This window comes from Acinetobacter seifertii, assembly GCF_000368065.1.
GTDB lineage: Bacteria > Pseudomonadota > Gammaproteobacteria > Pseudomonadales > Moraxellaceae > Acinetobacter > Acinetobacter seifertii.
This window is the reverse complement of sequence record NZ_KB851200.1, coordinates 1,899,384-1,915,085: the sequence shown is the minus strand read 5'-3', so window position 1 is coordinate 1,915,085 and position 15,702 is coordinate 1,899,384. Positions and strand designations below refer to the sequence as shown.

12 protein-coding genes are annotated in these 15,702 nt (G+C 41.6%); 5 read left to right on the top strand and 7 right to left on the bottom strand.

All coding sequences use genetic code 11. The features are described from left to right. The first annotated feature begins 248 nt into the window (after positions 1–248). The 3 genes from F985_RS16495 to F985_RS16485 all read left to right on the top strand — a co-directional run bounded on the left by F985_RS16495 (position 249) and on the right by F985_RS16485 (position 5,358). A complete protein-coding gene (locus F985_RS16495) occupies positions 249–1,595 on the top strand; it encodes an MFS transporter (RefSeq protein WP_004702841.1) in 1,347 nt (448 codons plus the stop codon). A 31-nt stretch (positions 1,596–1,626) separates the two neighbouring features. Next, positions 1,627–2,907 carry an OprD family outer membrane porin gene (locus F985_RS16490; protein ID WP_004702840.1) on the top strand — a complete coding sequence of 427 codons (1,281 nt, stop codon included), beginning with the start codon at positions 1,627–1,629 and terminating at the stop codon, positions 2,905–2,907. 252 nt (positions 2,908–3,159) lie between these two features. Continuing rightward, on the top strand, positions 3,160–5,358 hold the full coding sequence (locus F985_RS16485) for an OsmC domain/YcaO domain-containing protein (protein WP_004702839.1): 2,199 nt from the start codon (positions 3,160–3,162) through the stop codon (positions 5,356–5,358). A 66-nt stretch (positions 5,359–5,424) separates the two neighbouring features. Here the strand turns inward: F985_RS16485 and F985_RS16480 are convergent, their stop codons facing one another. From F985_RS16480 to F985_RS16465, 4 genes are all read right to left on the bottom strand, one after another. Continuing rightward, the gene (locus F985_RS16480) at positions 5,425–7,095 is read right to left on the bottom strand and encodes a GMC family oxidoreductase (RefSeq protein WP_004702838.1); all 1,671 of its coding nucleotides are present in this window, start codon (positions 7,093–7,095) and stop codon (positions 5,425–5,427) included. 27 nt (positions 7,096–7,122) lie between these two features. After that, complete coding sequence (locus F985_RS16475; protein ID WP_004702836.1) at positions 7,123–8,016, bottom strand: alpha/beta hydrolase; 894 nt, start codon at positions 8,014–8,016, stop codon at positions 7,123–7,125. Between the two features lie 72 nt (positions 8,017–8,088). Next, positions 8,089–8,943 (bottom strand): SDR family NAD(P)-dependent oxidoreductase, encoded by an 855-nt coding sequence (locus F985_RS16470; RefSeq protein ID WP_004702834.1) that lies wholly within the window; start codon positions 8,941–8,943, stop codon positions 8,089–8,091. A gap of 44 nt (positions 8,944–8,987) precedes the next feature. Then, complete coding sequence (locus tag F985_RS16465) at positions 8,988–10,475, bottom strand: flavin-containing monooxygenase (RefSeq protein WP_004702832.1); 1,488 nt, start codon at positions 10,473–10,475, stop codon at positions 8,988–8,990. A gap of 133 nt (positions 10,476–10,608) precedes the next feature. On the opposite strand from F985_RS16465, the gene F985_RS16460 reads away from it, so the two are divergent. Further along, on the top strand, positions 10,609–11,622 hold the full coding sequence (locus F985_RS16460; protein WP_004702830.1) for an AraC family transcriptional regulator: 1,014 nt from the start codon (positions 10,609–10,611) through the stop codon (positions 11,620–11,622). Between the two features lie 45 nt (positions 11,623–11,667). Here the strand turns inward: F985_RS16460 and ttdB are convergent, their stop codons facing one another. Genes ttdB through F985_RS16445 form a run of 3 tightly spaced genes read right to left on the bottom strand, consistent with a single transcriptional unit; the run spans position 11,668 to position 14,520 of the window. Then, positions 11,668–12,276 carry a L(+)-tartrate dehydratase subunit beta gene (ttdB, locus tag F985_RS16455; RefSeq protein WP_004702828.1) on the bottom strand — a complete coding sequence of 203 codons (609 nt, stop codon included), beginning with the start codon at positions 12,274–12,276 and terminating at the stop codon, positions 11,668–11,670. Next, positions 12,273–13,172 (bottom strand): L(+)-tartrate dehydratase subunit alpha, encoded by a 900-nt coding sequence (gene ttdA, locus F985_RS16450; protein WP_002163154.1) that lies wholly within the window; start codon positions 13,170–13,172, stop codon positions 12,273–12,275. Before ttdA ends, ttdB begins: the two co-directional genes overlap by 4 nt. Positions 13,173–13,221: 49 nt before the next feature. Then, positions 13,222–14,520 carry an MFS transporter gene (locus tag F985_RS16445; protein WP_004702823.1) on the bottom strand — a complete coding sequence of 433 codons (1,299 nt, stop codon included), beginning with the start codon at positions 14,518–14,520 and terminating at the stop codon, positions 13,222–13,224. 237 nt (positions 14,521–14,757) lie between these two features. On the opposite strand from F985_RS16445, the gene F985_RS16440 reads away from it, so the two are divergent. Continuing rightward, positions 14,758–15,678, top strand: a complete 921-nt coding sequence (locus F985_RS16440) for a LysR family transcriptional regulator (RefSeq protein ID WP_004702821.1) — start codon at positions 14,758–14,760, stop codon at positions 15,676–15,678. The last annotated feature ends 24 nt before the right edge of the window (positions 15,679–15,702 follow it).

Below are 15,702 nucleotides of genomic sequence, written 5' to 3'. Positions count from 1 at the left end.
GATCCATATTTTTTATTTCATAAAGTTAAAATGAATTATAAATATATTTTTCAATTATTTAATCCGTTGTTGATTAAATTTTAAAAATATTGTTGATTTTTTGGATCCAAATATTCAGTATAGAAAAAGAGCAGGATGCTCAAAAAACAAATATTCCTCTAGGTCATTATGGATACGGATATGCATAACCACCCAATCGCTCATATCAGCAATGTCGTGTGTATGTCTTATCCAAGGGAGATACACAAATGGAAAGAGATGTTCTAAGTGAGATCAATCAAAACAACATGAGCCGTTACCAATGGTTCGTCATTTTGATCTGTATTTGTCTCAATATTATTGATGGCTTTGACGTGATGGTAATGGCATTTACTGCTCCATCCGTGTCAGCAGAATGGTCACTTTCAGGGGCACAAATAGGCTTGTTGTTAAGTGCAGGCCTTTTTGGGATGGCTGCCGGTTCCATTTTTCTCGCACCTTTAGCCGATAAAATCGGTCGCCGTTTACTCATCTTAGTTTGTCTTGTCATTGCAGGTCTTAGCATGCTGGGCTGTGCTTTTGTACAAAGCCACGGCATGTTAGCTGCACTTCGGTTTATTACTGGAATTGGGGTGGGTGGCATCCTTGCGAGTAGTAATGTATTGGCAAGTGAATATGCCAATGCTTGCTGGCGCAGTCTTGCTGTGAGCTTAATGTCTACCGGTTACGGAATTGGTGCGACACTGGGCGGAGTACTATCACTGGCTTTGATTGAGCACTTAGGTTGGCGCTCAATCTTTTTAGCAGGTGGGGTTACTACCATTGCAATGCTACTGATCAGCGCATGGTTATTACCAGAATCTTTAGATTACTTACTCGCGAAACGACCAAAACAGGCACTAGAACGGATTAATGCAACTGTAAATCGTATGGGGCTAAACGAATTACCCGTTATGCCGCATTATGAAAAAATCAGCACGCAAAATGGTAGTGAACTGGGCAAGTTATTTGCTGGACAACTTGGATTTCAAACACTTTGTTTGTGGTTTGCATTCTTTTTAGTGATGTTTGGCTTTTACTTCGTGATGAGTTGGACACCAAAAATTCTTATTTCAATGGGGATGTCGCCACAGCAAGGCGTAAGTACTGGCATTTTAATTAGTATTGGCGGGATTTTCGGGGCTGCTATTATTGGTTTATTGGCATCACGCATGAAAATCTTCTATGCCTTAAGCCTGTTTTTAGGGCTAACCTCGGCATGTGTTTTCCTATTTGTCGCAGTCTCCGCTCAAGTCAGTGTTGCACTCATGGTGGGGTTATTACTTGGCACACTTATTAATGGCTGTGTAGCAGGTTTATATTCGATTTCTCCAACAATTTATGATGCTGAAATTCGTAGTCGTGGCGTGGGCTATGCCATTGGTTTTGGACGAATTGGGGCAATTTTATCGCCAACGGTCGCAGGCATTTTTCTGGATAAAGGTATAGCACCCGCAACGCTGTATGCCTATTACGGTGTGGTCTTTATTTTGGCTATTTTCCTGATTTTAAGTTTAGGTAATGCTTTTTACCGAAGCAAGAAAGAGCAAAGCTACTCGCTTAAAACAGCACCTTAATCCATTAAAAATTAAATAGTTGAGATAAAAAATGAAAAAGACACCATTATGGGTGGGGGTATGCTTGTGCCCATTATTTAGTCAAGTTGTGCATGCTGAGTTTATTGCAGACAGTAAAGCTGAGCTGACACTACGTAATTTTTACTTTGACCGAGACTATAAAAAAGACCCATATCCCTATACAGCAGCCAGAGATTGGGCACAGGGTCTAATTTTTAAAGGCCAGTCTGGTTACACCGAAGGAACGGTTGGGTTTGGTATCGATGTATTGGCAATGGCAGGTTTTAACCTGATGGGAAGCCGTGCTGATGACTATGCGCGTAGTGGATTATTACCAGTGAATACCGATAACTCGCGTGATGATTATTATGGAAAAATCGGCATTACAGGAAAGGCTAAATTTAGAAAAAATGAGCTTTTTGTGGGCGATTTAGTTCCGCAATTACCGACCATATTTTCATCGCCAGCGCGTTTGTTCCCTCAGACTTATCGCGGTATCCGCTTTGTTTCAAATGAAGTTCCAAATCTTCAATTAGAGGGGTTTTATGTCGATGAAGTACGTCAGCGCGATTCAATTCGTTATACCGATGTTGGAACAGACAATATCAACCATCGTTTTGACAAAGCGTCAACTACCGATTCTTTTTATACATTAGGTGGAAGCTATCAGTTAAAGGATTACCGTTTACGTGCTTATCATGCTGAACTCAAAGATATTTACCAGCAACATTTTTTAGGCTTTAACGGAAAACAACCTTTAAACGATCAGCTTAATTTTTTAAGCGATGTACGTTTTTTTAATAGTGAAGAAACTGGAAGTAAAAAAATAGGAGAGGTCGATAACCGACATATTAGTGGCTTATTTGGTTTGAACTATCAAAACCATACGGTTTCTTTGGGTTACATGCAGTCGTTTGGTTCAACTGGTCTACCATTTTTGTCGGGAACTGAAAGTCCAGTCGTGCTTGATTTTATGAGTTCGGACTATTCAAATAAAGACGAAAAAGTCTATTCGATTCGTTACGAATATGATTTTAAAAATGCGCGGGTAGGTGATGTTTCATTAAATGGATTACGCTTTATGACTCGCTATGCAAAAGGTGAAGACATTGATTTATTGCAATATGGCGACCAACGTTTTAAAGAGGAGTCGATGGAATTTGATTTGGGCTATAAAATTCCTGAAGGTAAGTTAAAAGGTTTGGGAATGCGAGCTCGTTTTTCTCACTATCGTAACGATATGCCTACTAATATGACATTCCACTCGGCAAATGAAACGCGGTTGAATGTTGATTACACCTTTAAATTTTAATGATTAATATTTAAGTAAATTAAAGACAAGTTAAAACATTGTGAGCAGCAATGTTTTAACTTTAGTTATCAACTGCACAAAATCCCTCTATAATACCGCCAATCTTATTAAAGCCAATTGAGTCTCTCATTAAACACATGGCTTTAATCTCTCATTTTTTTAAGTCAATTTCTTCGCTGTGATTCGGCTTATTTTTCAATATTTAGAATTTTATGTGTCTGTGCTGACACATAAAAATATTTAGGTGCCAGCATGGAAATCAAGGTTAATTATCTCGACAATCTTCGACAGGAAGCTAAGTTCGATGACTTTACGGTAATTGCCGATCAACCAATTCGCTACAAGGGTGACGGTTCGGCACCGGGCCCATTTGACTATTTTTTAGCATCATCAGCATTGTGCGCAGCGTACTTTGTAAAAGTGTATTGTGCCGCTCGAGATATCCCAACCGATAATATTCGTTTATCGCAAAATAATATTGTTGATCCTGAAAACCGCTATAAGCAAACCTTTAAAATTCAAATTGAATTACCAGCCGATATTTCAGAGAAAGATCGCCAAGGGATTTTACGTTCGATTGACCGTTGTACTGTTAAAAAAGTGATTCAAACGGGTCCCGAATTTATTATTGAAGAAGTTGAAAGCATCGATGCAGATGCACAAGCATTGTTATTGCCAAGCTTAACTTCAGAAAGCCATACTTATATTCAAGGTAAAGACCTGCCATTAGAAGAAACCATTGCCAATATGTCTGCCATTTTGGCAAATTTGGGCATGAAGATTGAAATCGCGTCTTGGCGTAATATCGTACCTAATGTATGGTCATTACACATTCGTGATGCACAGTCTCCGATGTGTTTTACCAATGGTAAAGGTGCAACTAAAGAAAGTGCTTTAGCATCTGCATTAGGCGAGTTTATTGAGCGTTTAAACTGTAACTTCTTCTATAACGACCAGTTCTGGGGTGAAGATATTGCCAATGCTGAATTTGTGCATTATCCAGATGAAAAATGGTTTAAACCGGGCCCAAATGGTGAATTACCTAAAGAAATCTTAGATGAATATTGTCTTGAGATTTATAACCCAGATGATGAGTTACTTGGCACACATTTATATGATACCAACTCAGGTAATGTAGAGCGTGGCATTTGCTCGCTACCTTTTGTGCGCCAGTCTGACGGTGAAGTTGTCTATTTCCCATCAAATTTAATTGAAAACTTGTACTTAAGTAATGGTATGAGTGCCGGCAACACTTTGGAAGAAGCTCAAGTTCAATGCTTATCAGAAATTTTTGAACGTGCTGTTAAACGTGAAATTTTAGAAGGTGAAATTGCACTTCCGGATGTTCCTGAAGACGTATTAGCAAAATACCCAAGTATTGTTGCTGGTATTAAAGGTTTAGAAGAGCAAGGTTTCCCTGTATTAGTTAAAGATGCATCGTTAGGTGGCCAGTTCCCTGTAATGTGTGTGACTTTAATGAACCCACGTACGGGTGGGGTGTTTGCATCTTTCGGTGCGCATCCAAGTTTTGAAGTTGCGTTAGAACGTAGTCTGACTGAATTACTTCAAGGTCGTAGTTTTGAAGGTTTAAATGATTTGCCTCAACCGACTTTCCAAAGTAATGCAGTCACTGAACCGAACAACTTTGTTGAGCACTTTATTGACTCAAGCGGTTTGGTATCTTGGCGCTTCTTTAGCTCTAAATCTGACTATGACTTTGTTGAATGGGATTTTTCTGGCGAAGGCGAAGAATCGAACGCAGAAGAAGCTGCAACATTGTTCGTCATTCTCGAAGAGATGGGCAAAGAAGTATATATGGCAGTCTATGAGCATTTAGGTGCGACTGCTTGCCGTATTTTAGTACCGGATTATTCAGAAATTTATCTGGTTGAAGATTTGATTTGGGACAATACCAATAAAGCACTTTCATTCCGTGAAGATATTCTAAATCTACACCGTTTAGATGATGAGCAGCTTGAGGCGTTGGTTGAGCGCTTAGAAGAATGTGAGCTAGACGATTACACAGAAATCACCACGCTGATTGGCATCGAGTTTGATGACAATACAGTTTGGGGACAGCTCACAATTTTAGAGTTGAAATTGCTAATTTATGTTGCTTTACAACAATTTGAAGAGGTAAAAGAGTTAGTCGAAACTTACTTGCAATATAACACCAACACCGTTGAGCGTGGCTTGTTCTATCAGTGCATGAACGTGGTGCTTGAAGTGATGTTAGATGAAGAACTAGAGCTTGAAGACTACCTGACTAATTTCCGCCGTATGTTTGGTGATATGCGTATGGACGCGGTATTAGGTTCTGTCGATGGTAGCGTTCGTTTCTATGGTTTAACACCAACAAGCATGAAACTAGAAGGGCTTGATCGCCATTTACGTCTGATCGAGAGCTATAAAAAGTTGCATGCAGCTCGTGCGAAAGCCGTAGCGATGTAATTTAAAAAGTGAAATAAAAAAAGCCTATTTTTAAATAGGCTTTTTTTTATAAAACAAATTTCTATTTTAAGCAGAAGCTTTGGTGATCTCTATGGTTTCTGCATCTACTCTATGATTTTGCTGTTCATCCAAAGAGTGTTTAGCTGGAATATAAGACATGGCACGTTCTGCTAGAGCTGTAATGGTAAGACTTGGGTTAACGCCCAAATTGGCACCTAACATTGAACCATCCACAACGTATAAGTTTTTATAGTTAAAGACACGGTTTTGTCCATCTACCACACCACGCTCTGGACTTGAAGAAATCGCACAACCACCCATACAGTGAGCTGTAAAAGGCACGTTAAATAAAATTTCGGTAATGGTCGTCATTGGGTGACCGTTAAACATTTTGGCGACTTTTTCGGTAAAAGCATTGGCCTGTGGAATATACACAGGCAGCTTTTTACCTTCGCTCGATAACACCTTGCCAAAAGGCCAGAACCAATTACGTTTCAAGCGCATGTTAATTGAGGCATCGGCTGTTTGCATCACCAAGAAAATTAAGGTTTGACGTGCAAAACTGACAGGGTTACTCATGCGAAGGAAAATAAATGGATGGCAGATTAAGGCCCATAACCAAAAGAAGATACGCGTCCAACCTGGTTTACCTTTAGCCATATAAGTACACATAAGACCCATGGCATCTGAGCCAGTTTGGTAACGAGTCGCTTCAATGTGAGTGTCATGGTCAAGGTAAATACTTGAACCAATGGCAACACCTTTACTCATGTCGACATCTTTACCAAAAAAGCGAACGCCTAAAATCGACTCGGCATTAGTACGAACCCGATTGCCCAAATCATCAGAAACATTTGGCAGAGAACCAGACTGTTTTAAACGGAACAGCATTTCTTGCGTGCCCAAAGACGATGCCGAAAAAATCACATTTCGAACACGCCATGTACGGCGTTGTTTGTTAAACCATGAGTTTGAACATTCAGTCGTAACTTCATAGCCATCACTGCCATCGGCTTTACCATTGAGTGGTTTAACATCAACCACTTTGGTTTCTTCATAAACCTTGGCACCATTTTTTTCGGCAAAGTACAAATAGTTTTTATCTAAGGTATTTTTTGCGTTGTGTTTGCAACCGGTCATACAGCCGCCACATGCGGTACAGGTTCCACGGTCTGGACCTTCGCCGTTAAAGTACGGGTCAGGGTAGGTCTTGCCACCTTGTTCACCTTCGGGTGGAAAAAACGTTGCAACACGAGTCGGTTTAAATGTATGTCCAACACCAACTGCGTCGCCCATTTTTTTGAGCATGTGGTCGGCAGGACCGAAAATTTTATTATCAGTCACTCCAAGCATGCGTTCTGCTTCAGCATAGTGCTGTGGCATTTCATTTTTCCAGTCCGCCGCATCTGCCCATGTACCTTCATCCCAAATATGTTCAGGTGGAACAAGTAAGGTATTGGCATAGGTGATTGAGCCGCCGCCTACAGCATTACCGCAAATAATCGTGACATGGCGAAAAAAACGCATGTTGAAATAACCGAAAAGTTTCATGCCCGGTCGCCAAATCCAGCGGCGGGTATTCCAGTTATTTTTAGCAAAATCTTTAGCTTCCCAGCGTCGCCCCATTTCCATTACAGCAACAGAGTAGCCCTTTTCGGTTAGACGGCAGGCAGAAACACTACCACCAAAGCCTGAACCAATAATGAGGTAATCATAGTCATAATTGTTTGTTGTCATGCCGAGGACTCCTCTCTGGCGATATTTTTATATTGACTGTGTATGTTTATCAATGAATTGCCCAATGCGCTCAATCGAGTCATTAGATTCATGTAGTATACCCGCGTGGAACTGAAAAACATGCCCGACTCGGTCATAAACCTTCAAGTTCGTCGGAATACCGTATTTTTCAGTTTGTTCAGCAAGGCGTTTTGCATCGTCTAATAAGACTTCTTCGGTACCGACATGAATCAAAATAGGCGGTAATCCAGTTAAGTCGGCATAGAGTGGGGAACATGTTGGATCGGTTACCGATTTTTGTCCGCAATAGTTTTTTGCACACCAAGCTAACCAGTTTTCTGACAGCATTGCATCTTGAGCAGCATGAGTTTTCATCGTGCTTCCTGAGAGGCTTAAGTCAACCCAAGGTGAAAGTAAAACTAATGCTGCTGGTAACGGTAACCCTGCATTTCGTATCGCAATTGCAGTACTTAAACTCAGTCCTCCGCCAGCAGAATCGCCAACGATCACGAGTTTTTTCGGGTCTTGCCCTTGAGCAAGTAGAGCTTTATAGACTGTAACCACATCTTCAATTGCATCAGAGTTTGTGTGCTCTGGGGCTAGGCGATATTCAGGTAACCAGACTTGTGCTTGAGCTGCATGTCCGATTTGAGCAGCAAGCTTAGTGTGACTTTTTGAGCTACCCACCACATAGCCTCCGCCATGTAAATATAAGATGCCGAGGCCTGATTGAGTCGTTTTGGGCTGAATATGAGCTGTCGGTACTTGAGCAATTGTTTGCTTTTTTGTTTTATAGCCACGTGGCCCAAGCACAATTGCACTGGCTGCATCGCTACAAAAACGTTGTAGCTTTAGTGGTGTTTTAGGGGATAAAGCTGGACGTAGCGTGGTACGAATAGTCCATGCAAGAAGCTGCTTCATAATAAGGACTCATACTAAGCATTTAATGTCAGTCAGCATCTCTTAAAATGAAGAGTATGCTGACCACTATTTTTATTTTGCTGATTTGTTGAGTAGGCGAGTTTGCAAGGCAGTCGCAGTTGCAAAAATCTTTTGGTAACCCTGTGGCAGAATACGTTGAATCACATCAACGGCTTTCGCATCAGCTCCAATGAGTAGGCGGCGACGGTCTTTACGAACAGCTTCTAAAATTTGTTGAGCTGCATCATCAGCAGGGGTGCGAAGTAATTTATCGAAAGCATCCTGACTTTTTAAAGGATCCATTCCTAAAGACTGGACGCTATTATTCATGCGGGCAGCTTTGGCAATATTAGTACGAATACCACCCGGATGCACACAAGTCGCGCTCACACCAGCATTTTGCATATCAAGTTCTTGACGTAGAGACTCTGTAAAGCCACGTACGGCAAATTTACTGGCGTTATAAGCACTTTGTGTTGGTTGAGCTGTTAAGCCAAACATACTAGAAATATTAATAATATGTCCATCACCACTTTGCTTTAAGTAAGGCAAAAACTCTTTGGTGCCATAAACCACGCCCCAAAAATTAATACCAATCAGCCATTCAAGATCTTCATAGCTCACACCTTCAGCCGTACTCCCTATTGCGACACCAGCATTATTAAAAATCAGGTTAACTTGGCCATGCTCATCTACCACTGCCTTTGCCCAAGTTGCAACCTCATCACGTTTAGCCACATCAACTTTTTGAGTGGTGACTTTGACAGAATAGGGTGCTAATAGCTCGACTGTTTTGGCTAACCCGGCTTCACTAATATCAGAAAGTGCCAGATGGCAACCTTGTTTTGCGAGTGCTATAGCAAGTGCTTGTCCAATACCAGAGCCAGCACCTGTCACAGCTGCGACTTTATTTTTAAAAGACTTCATAAAATTCTCCGTTTATTTTTCTCATTTCCTATGGTGAAGCTTGTTTAAGAAATAGCCGACACCTGAGTATAGTTTTCAACATCGAAGCGACGAGTCCGCTGTCGATATTCAAGAGTAAAACCTGGCCAGTTATTGGTATTTTTGCCATCAGCAGTTTGATACCAACTGGTACAACCTTGTGCCCAGACCGTTTTTTTCATTTTTTCTTGAATGCTTTGATTAAACTCATGTTGAACCTCTGCACGAACATTCGTGAACAGAAGTTTGTTTTGTAGGGTTGTTTGAATGGCATCTAAAATATAATTCACTTGGCTTTCAATCATATACACAATTGAATTGTGCCCAAGATTGGTATTTGGACCATAGAGCATAAAGAAGTTTGGAAAGCCACTCACAGTTAAGCCAAGGTATGCTTCTGCACCATCTTTCCATGTGTCTTTTAAGGTACGACCATCAAGGCCTGTAATCTGCATTGGTGCCATAAATTCCGTTGCGGCAAAGCCCGTCCCATAAATAATGGTATCGATTTCACGCAGATTTCCTTCCGTATCTAAAATTCCATTTTCGGTAATTTCTTGAATGCCAGTATTAATCACATCGACATGAGGTTGAGTCAGCGTTTCATACCACTGGTTAGAGATTAAAATACGTTTACAACCAATTGGATAATCTGGCATTAAACGGTGGCGTAACTTCCCATCTTTAACAACTTTTCGAATGTGGCGCTGGAATAAATATTCCACCAAAGGCATTTCATTGAGTGAAGTTGTAAAAGCAAGTAGGCGAATTTCATGGTGTCCATATTGCAAAGCACGATCTAGACTTTGCAAAATTGGCAGTTTACGGAACGCTTTTTTCTCTAAAGGCTGGTAAATCCGATCAGGTTTAGGAATCACGTAAGGTGCTGAACGTTGATAAACGTCTAGATGTGCTACTTGTTTTGCAATTTCAGGTACAAATTGAATTGCGCTTGCACCTGTACCGATCACTGCAACCCGTTTGCCAGTTAAGTCATAGTCATGATCCCAACGTGCTGAGTGAAATGCCTTACCTTTAAAGTTTTCAATACCTTTAAGTTTTGGATAGGCAGGGCGGTTGAGTTGGCCTACCGCGCCCACTAAGAATTCAGCTTCGAACTGTTCACCAGAAGTACTTTGAATGTGCCATACACCTTGCAAAGCATCAAATTCGGCACTGGTTATTTCAGTGTTAAATTGAACATGTGGACGAATGTCATATTTTTCCGCGCAGTGGCGTAAATATTGATAAATCTCTTGAGATGTTCCGTAGCGATTTTTCCAGCCGAGTTCTTGTTCAAAAGAAAAGGAATACAGATGAGAAGGCACATCACAGGCAGCACCCGGATACGTGTTGTCACGCCAGACACCACCTACATCAGCAGCTTTTTCAAATAGGGTAAATTGTTCAAAACCTGCTTGTTTGAGACGAATGGCAAGTCCTAGACCACCAAAGCCAGTGCCAATAATGGCAATGCGTACATTTTTATTTGAATTAGTAGACGAATTAAACATGGCTGCTCTAAATCCTTAAAAACAGTGAGCGAAAAATCGCAATTTCCTGTATGCAGAATAGACGTTTATTAACTTGATTTAGAGGATGGATGAGGACAAAATATTGTGATTCGAGGACATTCTGAGCAATACAGTGAAGTATGCATGGGCTTTTGAACGCAGTGTACATAGTGTTCGGTTAATGGCTGATTTTGCGATGGAATCAGGTATTTCTTATCAGACGATTTTAAAAGGGACTGGGCTTAGTCAACAACAATTACTCGACCCAAATATGGTGGTGACAGGCCATCAGGAATTACAGCTCATTCAAAACTTGGTTGAGCAACTAGGAGACAGACCGACACTAGGCTTAGAAGTAGGTACACGCTATCATTTCACCACATTTGGGCCATTAGGTATGGCTCTGATGAGTAGTGCTAGCATTCGTGAAGCACTAGATTTGGCTTTAACCTATTTTACTTTAACTTTTGCTTTTACCCGCTTTGATGTATCCGATACGCCACAGGGCGTCCGCATTGAAATTGATGAGCAAGATATTCCCTTATCAGTTCGTCAATTCATTATTGAACGAGATGCCGCTGCGCTCATTACGGTACAACGAGATTTGGTGCAGGATAACTTTTGCCAGTATTTGGCTTTTTCTTTTCAACCCAAAGGTGATGTTCAGCCTTATCAAGATTTATTTGGCGTAATACCAGCATTTGGCTCAGTTAAAAGCTTTGTAATTCTGGATCCGCAAAAAGTAGATCAAAAGCTACTTATGGCAAATGATTTGGTGCTATATACAGCCGAAGAACAGTGCCGCCAAATATTAGAAAAACGCCAATCACAAAATAAATTTACAACCTTGGTGCAACAGCAACTTATGAATGTGAGAGGGGAAATGCCTTCTATGGAAATAGTCGCTGACCGATTGCATTTAAATGTTCGTACTTTACGCCGTCATTTGGCATTAGAGGAAATGACTTTTATTCAGATACGTGAAGAAGTAAGGCAAGTTCTAGCAGAGCAGTATTTGGCATTACCGAAAACTTCGGTTGAACAGATTGCTGAGTGGCTAGGCTATGCAGAACCTGCCAGTTTTATTCATGCTTATAAAAGATGGCATGGAAAAACACCTCATGCCATGCGTTTAGTACAAAAATAAAAAAGATGAAGGGTGCTTTTGCTTTCCCTTCATCTAAAGAGTGGTTTATTTAATAAAGCTCAGTTGTTTGCTGATTTTTTCTAAAATTGGAGCTTTCTTGGCCTGAAACTCAACTTTGTTTTGTTGAATCAGATTATTGCCTTTAGTGTCGATAGAAATAATGAGCGGGCCAAATTCTCTCACACGATTTATCCAAAGAGTTTCTGGCATACCTAAATCCTGCCATTCAGCACCTTCAATCTCTTCAACCAAAGTTGCTGCAAGCACTGCGCACCCACCTGGGAAAATCGCATGAACGGCAATATTTTCCTGACATCCAACAGCCGTTTCAGGCCCCATACCACCTTTACCCACAATAAGCTTAACGCCTGTTTGCTTGATAAATTCCCGTTCGAATTTTTCCATTCGCATACTGGTTGTTGGGCCAATCGAAACCATTTCGAAGTCGTTTTCACCTTTCTTGCGCACAATAGGGCCAGCGTGAAAAATCGCTCCGCCTTCAAGATTAACTGGTAGTTCTCGACCTTGTTCGATCAGTCTGCGATGGGCAACGTCACGACAAGTAACCAAACGGCCAGTCAAATAAACGACATCACCGACTTTAAGGTCTAAAAGATCTTCATCTTTGATTGGCGTTGTCAGAATTTTTTTCATAGTACAACTCCTTCATGAGACAAGATTTCATACGACATATCTGGATTAATCTTAATTTTGCCACGGCGATGTGCCCAGCAACCTGTATTTACGGCAACCCCAATGGTTGATGGGTGGCGTGCAGAAGATTCAATATTGACTCCCATCACACTGTTATTCCCTGTGAGTCCCTGAGGGCCAATACCAATTTCATTAAGACCTTGTTCTAACAGTTGTTCCATTAAGGCTGCGCGTGGATTATCACTTGTTGAGTCAACTGGACGCATAATCGCGAGTTTAGAAAGACGAGCTGCAGTTTCAACCGAAGTTGATACGCCGACACCAACCAGTAACGGTGGACAGGCATTTACACCGCGTTCGGTAATAACGTCCATCACAAATTCAGCAACACCTTCGTAGCCTTGACCTGGCATTAAAACTTTTGCCGCACCCGGTAGGGTACAACCGCCGCCAGCCATATAGACATCAATGGTACAAGTGTCGAGTTCAGGCACAATACGCCAGTCTAACCATGGAATTTGAGTACCTGTATTGGTGCCCGTATTTTTTTCATCAAAGGTTTCGACAGCGTTGTGGCGTAAAGGACCTATGCGTGTTGCTTCAGCAGTTGCTTCGCTCAAAATATCTTGAAGTTCACCAAGCAAAGGGAAGTTAGCACCGGCTTCAACGAAATATTGAATGACACCTGTGTCTTGACAGCTTGGGCGGTTGAGTTTATCCGCAGCTTGCTGATTTTCTTCCATCGAATCATAAACTGATTTAGCCAATGGATTGGTTTCTAAAGTACGCAGTTCAATTAACTTGCTTTTCACATCTTTAGGTAGGCGTTTTCCAATATAAGCCGTAAATTTGGCCATGGTGTCCGTAAGGGACTGGACGGCAATATCTTTGTCCATGTTGTGCTCCTTGAAGAAACTTGTTCAGATCTAATTGATGTAAATAAAGTTAGTGGGTGGCTTTGGCAGTGTTTACTTTCACTTTTTGGGAGAAGCTCAGCACTAGTGTCAGTAAGGTCGAGATAATGAGTAGGCCTGCTACAAAATAGAGTCCACCTGTGAAATCTCCAGTTTGATCTTTAATCCAGCCGATCATGGCAGGGCCTGCAAACCCACCTAAATTTCCGATTGAGTTAATCGTGGCAATGCCTGCTGCTGCGGCTGATCCTGACAAGAACATGGTTGGCATGCTCCATAGTGGTGGCTTGGCACAGCTAATACCGACATTCACAATGGTAAGTGCTGCAATTAATCCAATGACATTGTGTGTGCCAGCTGCAATTGCGAGACCAACTGCTGCGGTTAAACATGCGAGAGCAACATGCCATGTACGTTCATTGGTGCGGTCAGAGTGTCGAGACCATAAAACCATGGCAATGACAGAAACGATTGGTGGAATGGCATTTAAAAGCCCGACGGTCATAGACGTTACGCCAAGCTGTTTAATAATTTGTGGTGCCCAGATGCCGAGGGTATAAAGCCCAGCCGATGTTCCGAAATAAATCAATGCAAGGGCAAGTACTCGTGGGTTGGCAAGACCGCGAAGAATGCTGTGATGCTGAGGTGCATTTTTCCCGACATCTTCTTCATTCATCGTTTTTACAAGCCATTCGCGTTCATCCTGTTTTAACCAAGTGGCTTGTTCAGGGCGGTCAGTCATATATTTAAAAACGACAACGCCTAAGATGAGTGCTGGTATTGCTTCAATAATGAACATCCATTGCCAGCCAGCGAGTCCCCAAATTCCATGCATTTCAAGTAACACGGCAGAGATTGGTGAACCAACTGCTGTGGCAATTGGGGCGGCTGCCATAAATAAAGCAATCACACCAGCGCGATGGCGTGCAGGAAACCAGTAAGTTAAGTACAAAATAATGCCCGGAAAGAAACCCGCTTCGGCAACACCGAGTAAAAATCGCATAACATAAAAGCTGGTTGAGCTTTCTACAAACGCCATACCAGCTGCAATCAGACCCCAAGTCACCATGACTCGAGCAATCCAGATACGGGCACCGACTTTATGCAAAATAATGTTGGATGGGACTTCAAATAAGAAATAGCCCAAAAAGAAAATTCCGGCACCAAACCCGAGAACTGAGGCGGTAAACCCTAGATCTTCTTTCATGGTGAGTGCGGCAAAGCCAATATTGACGCGATCGATATAGGCTACAAGGTATAACAACATAATAAACGGTACGATTCTCCATGTGATTCGACGTAACGTTCGCTTTTCAATATCCATTTCCATGTCATGACTCCATATTCATGACTACCAATCCTGATTGGTAGTTTTCGCTTTCTTTACCGCTATTCATTCGGCTAGATGGCTTTTCCCGTTCATCCACAGCATTCCTTCTGCGGACGTTTTTATGCTCTTAAACAAGAGACGACTTATGTCGGGAAATAATGAAATGGATGTTAAACCCTTTAAAAAACTGATGAATCGATATAAAGTTAAATCACTATTGCAAAAAACTTAATAATCATGAACGCAGATACGGAATTAGCTTTCTTTTGTTTATTGGTTAAACAAGGAAGTCTTGTCGCGACGGCACGAGAGTTAAACTTGACTCCACCTGCGGTTTCTAGACGTTTAACTCAACTTGAAGAGCGTTTAGGAGTAAGGCTTTTAAATAGAACAACACGCCGAATTAGCTTAACCAGTGAGGGTGAGGTCTACTTTGAAAATGCGGTTCGTATTTTAAAAGAGATCGATGAAATGGAGCGTTTAGTTTCAAGTAGTCGGGCAGCACCCAAAGGGGTATTGCGTGTGAATGCTCCTTTAGGCTTTGGTCGTTCTTATATTGCTCCAGCGATTTCTACATTTGCTAAAATCTATCCTGATGTCGATGTTCAACTGCATTTAACTGACCGCCCGATTAATCTGCCAGATGAAGCCATTGATGTGTCAATCCGCTTTGGCGAAATACCTGATTCACGTCTAATTGCCAAAAAATTGGCAGCCAACCGCCGTTTATTATGTGCATCACCTAGCTATTTAAAAATGGCAGGGCAACCGCTCACTCCCCATGATTTAACGCAGCATCAGTGCATTGTGATTCGGCAAAATGATTCTGCTTATGGGAATTGGCGGTTAAGTCATGGCAAACAAGTTGAAACTGTTAAAGTTCATGGGCAACTGAGTACGAATGATGGTGCAGTCGCATTAAATTGGGCCTTAGAAGGCTATGGTATTTTGATGCGAGCAGAGTGGGACGTAGCAAAATATTTAAGAAGTGGTAGATTAGTTCAAGTGCTAGAGGATTATGAAACACCACCAGCAGATGTCTATGCGGTGTATTTAAAGAGACTGAATCTGTCACCTAAAGTCGCGCACTTTTTAGATCATTTACGCCAATTTTTAAATCAGCATGTTGATGGGCCAGAGCCGCGTTCAAGCTGGTAATGATGGTATTCACCTTGATTAAAA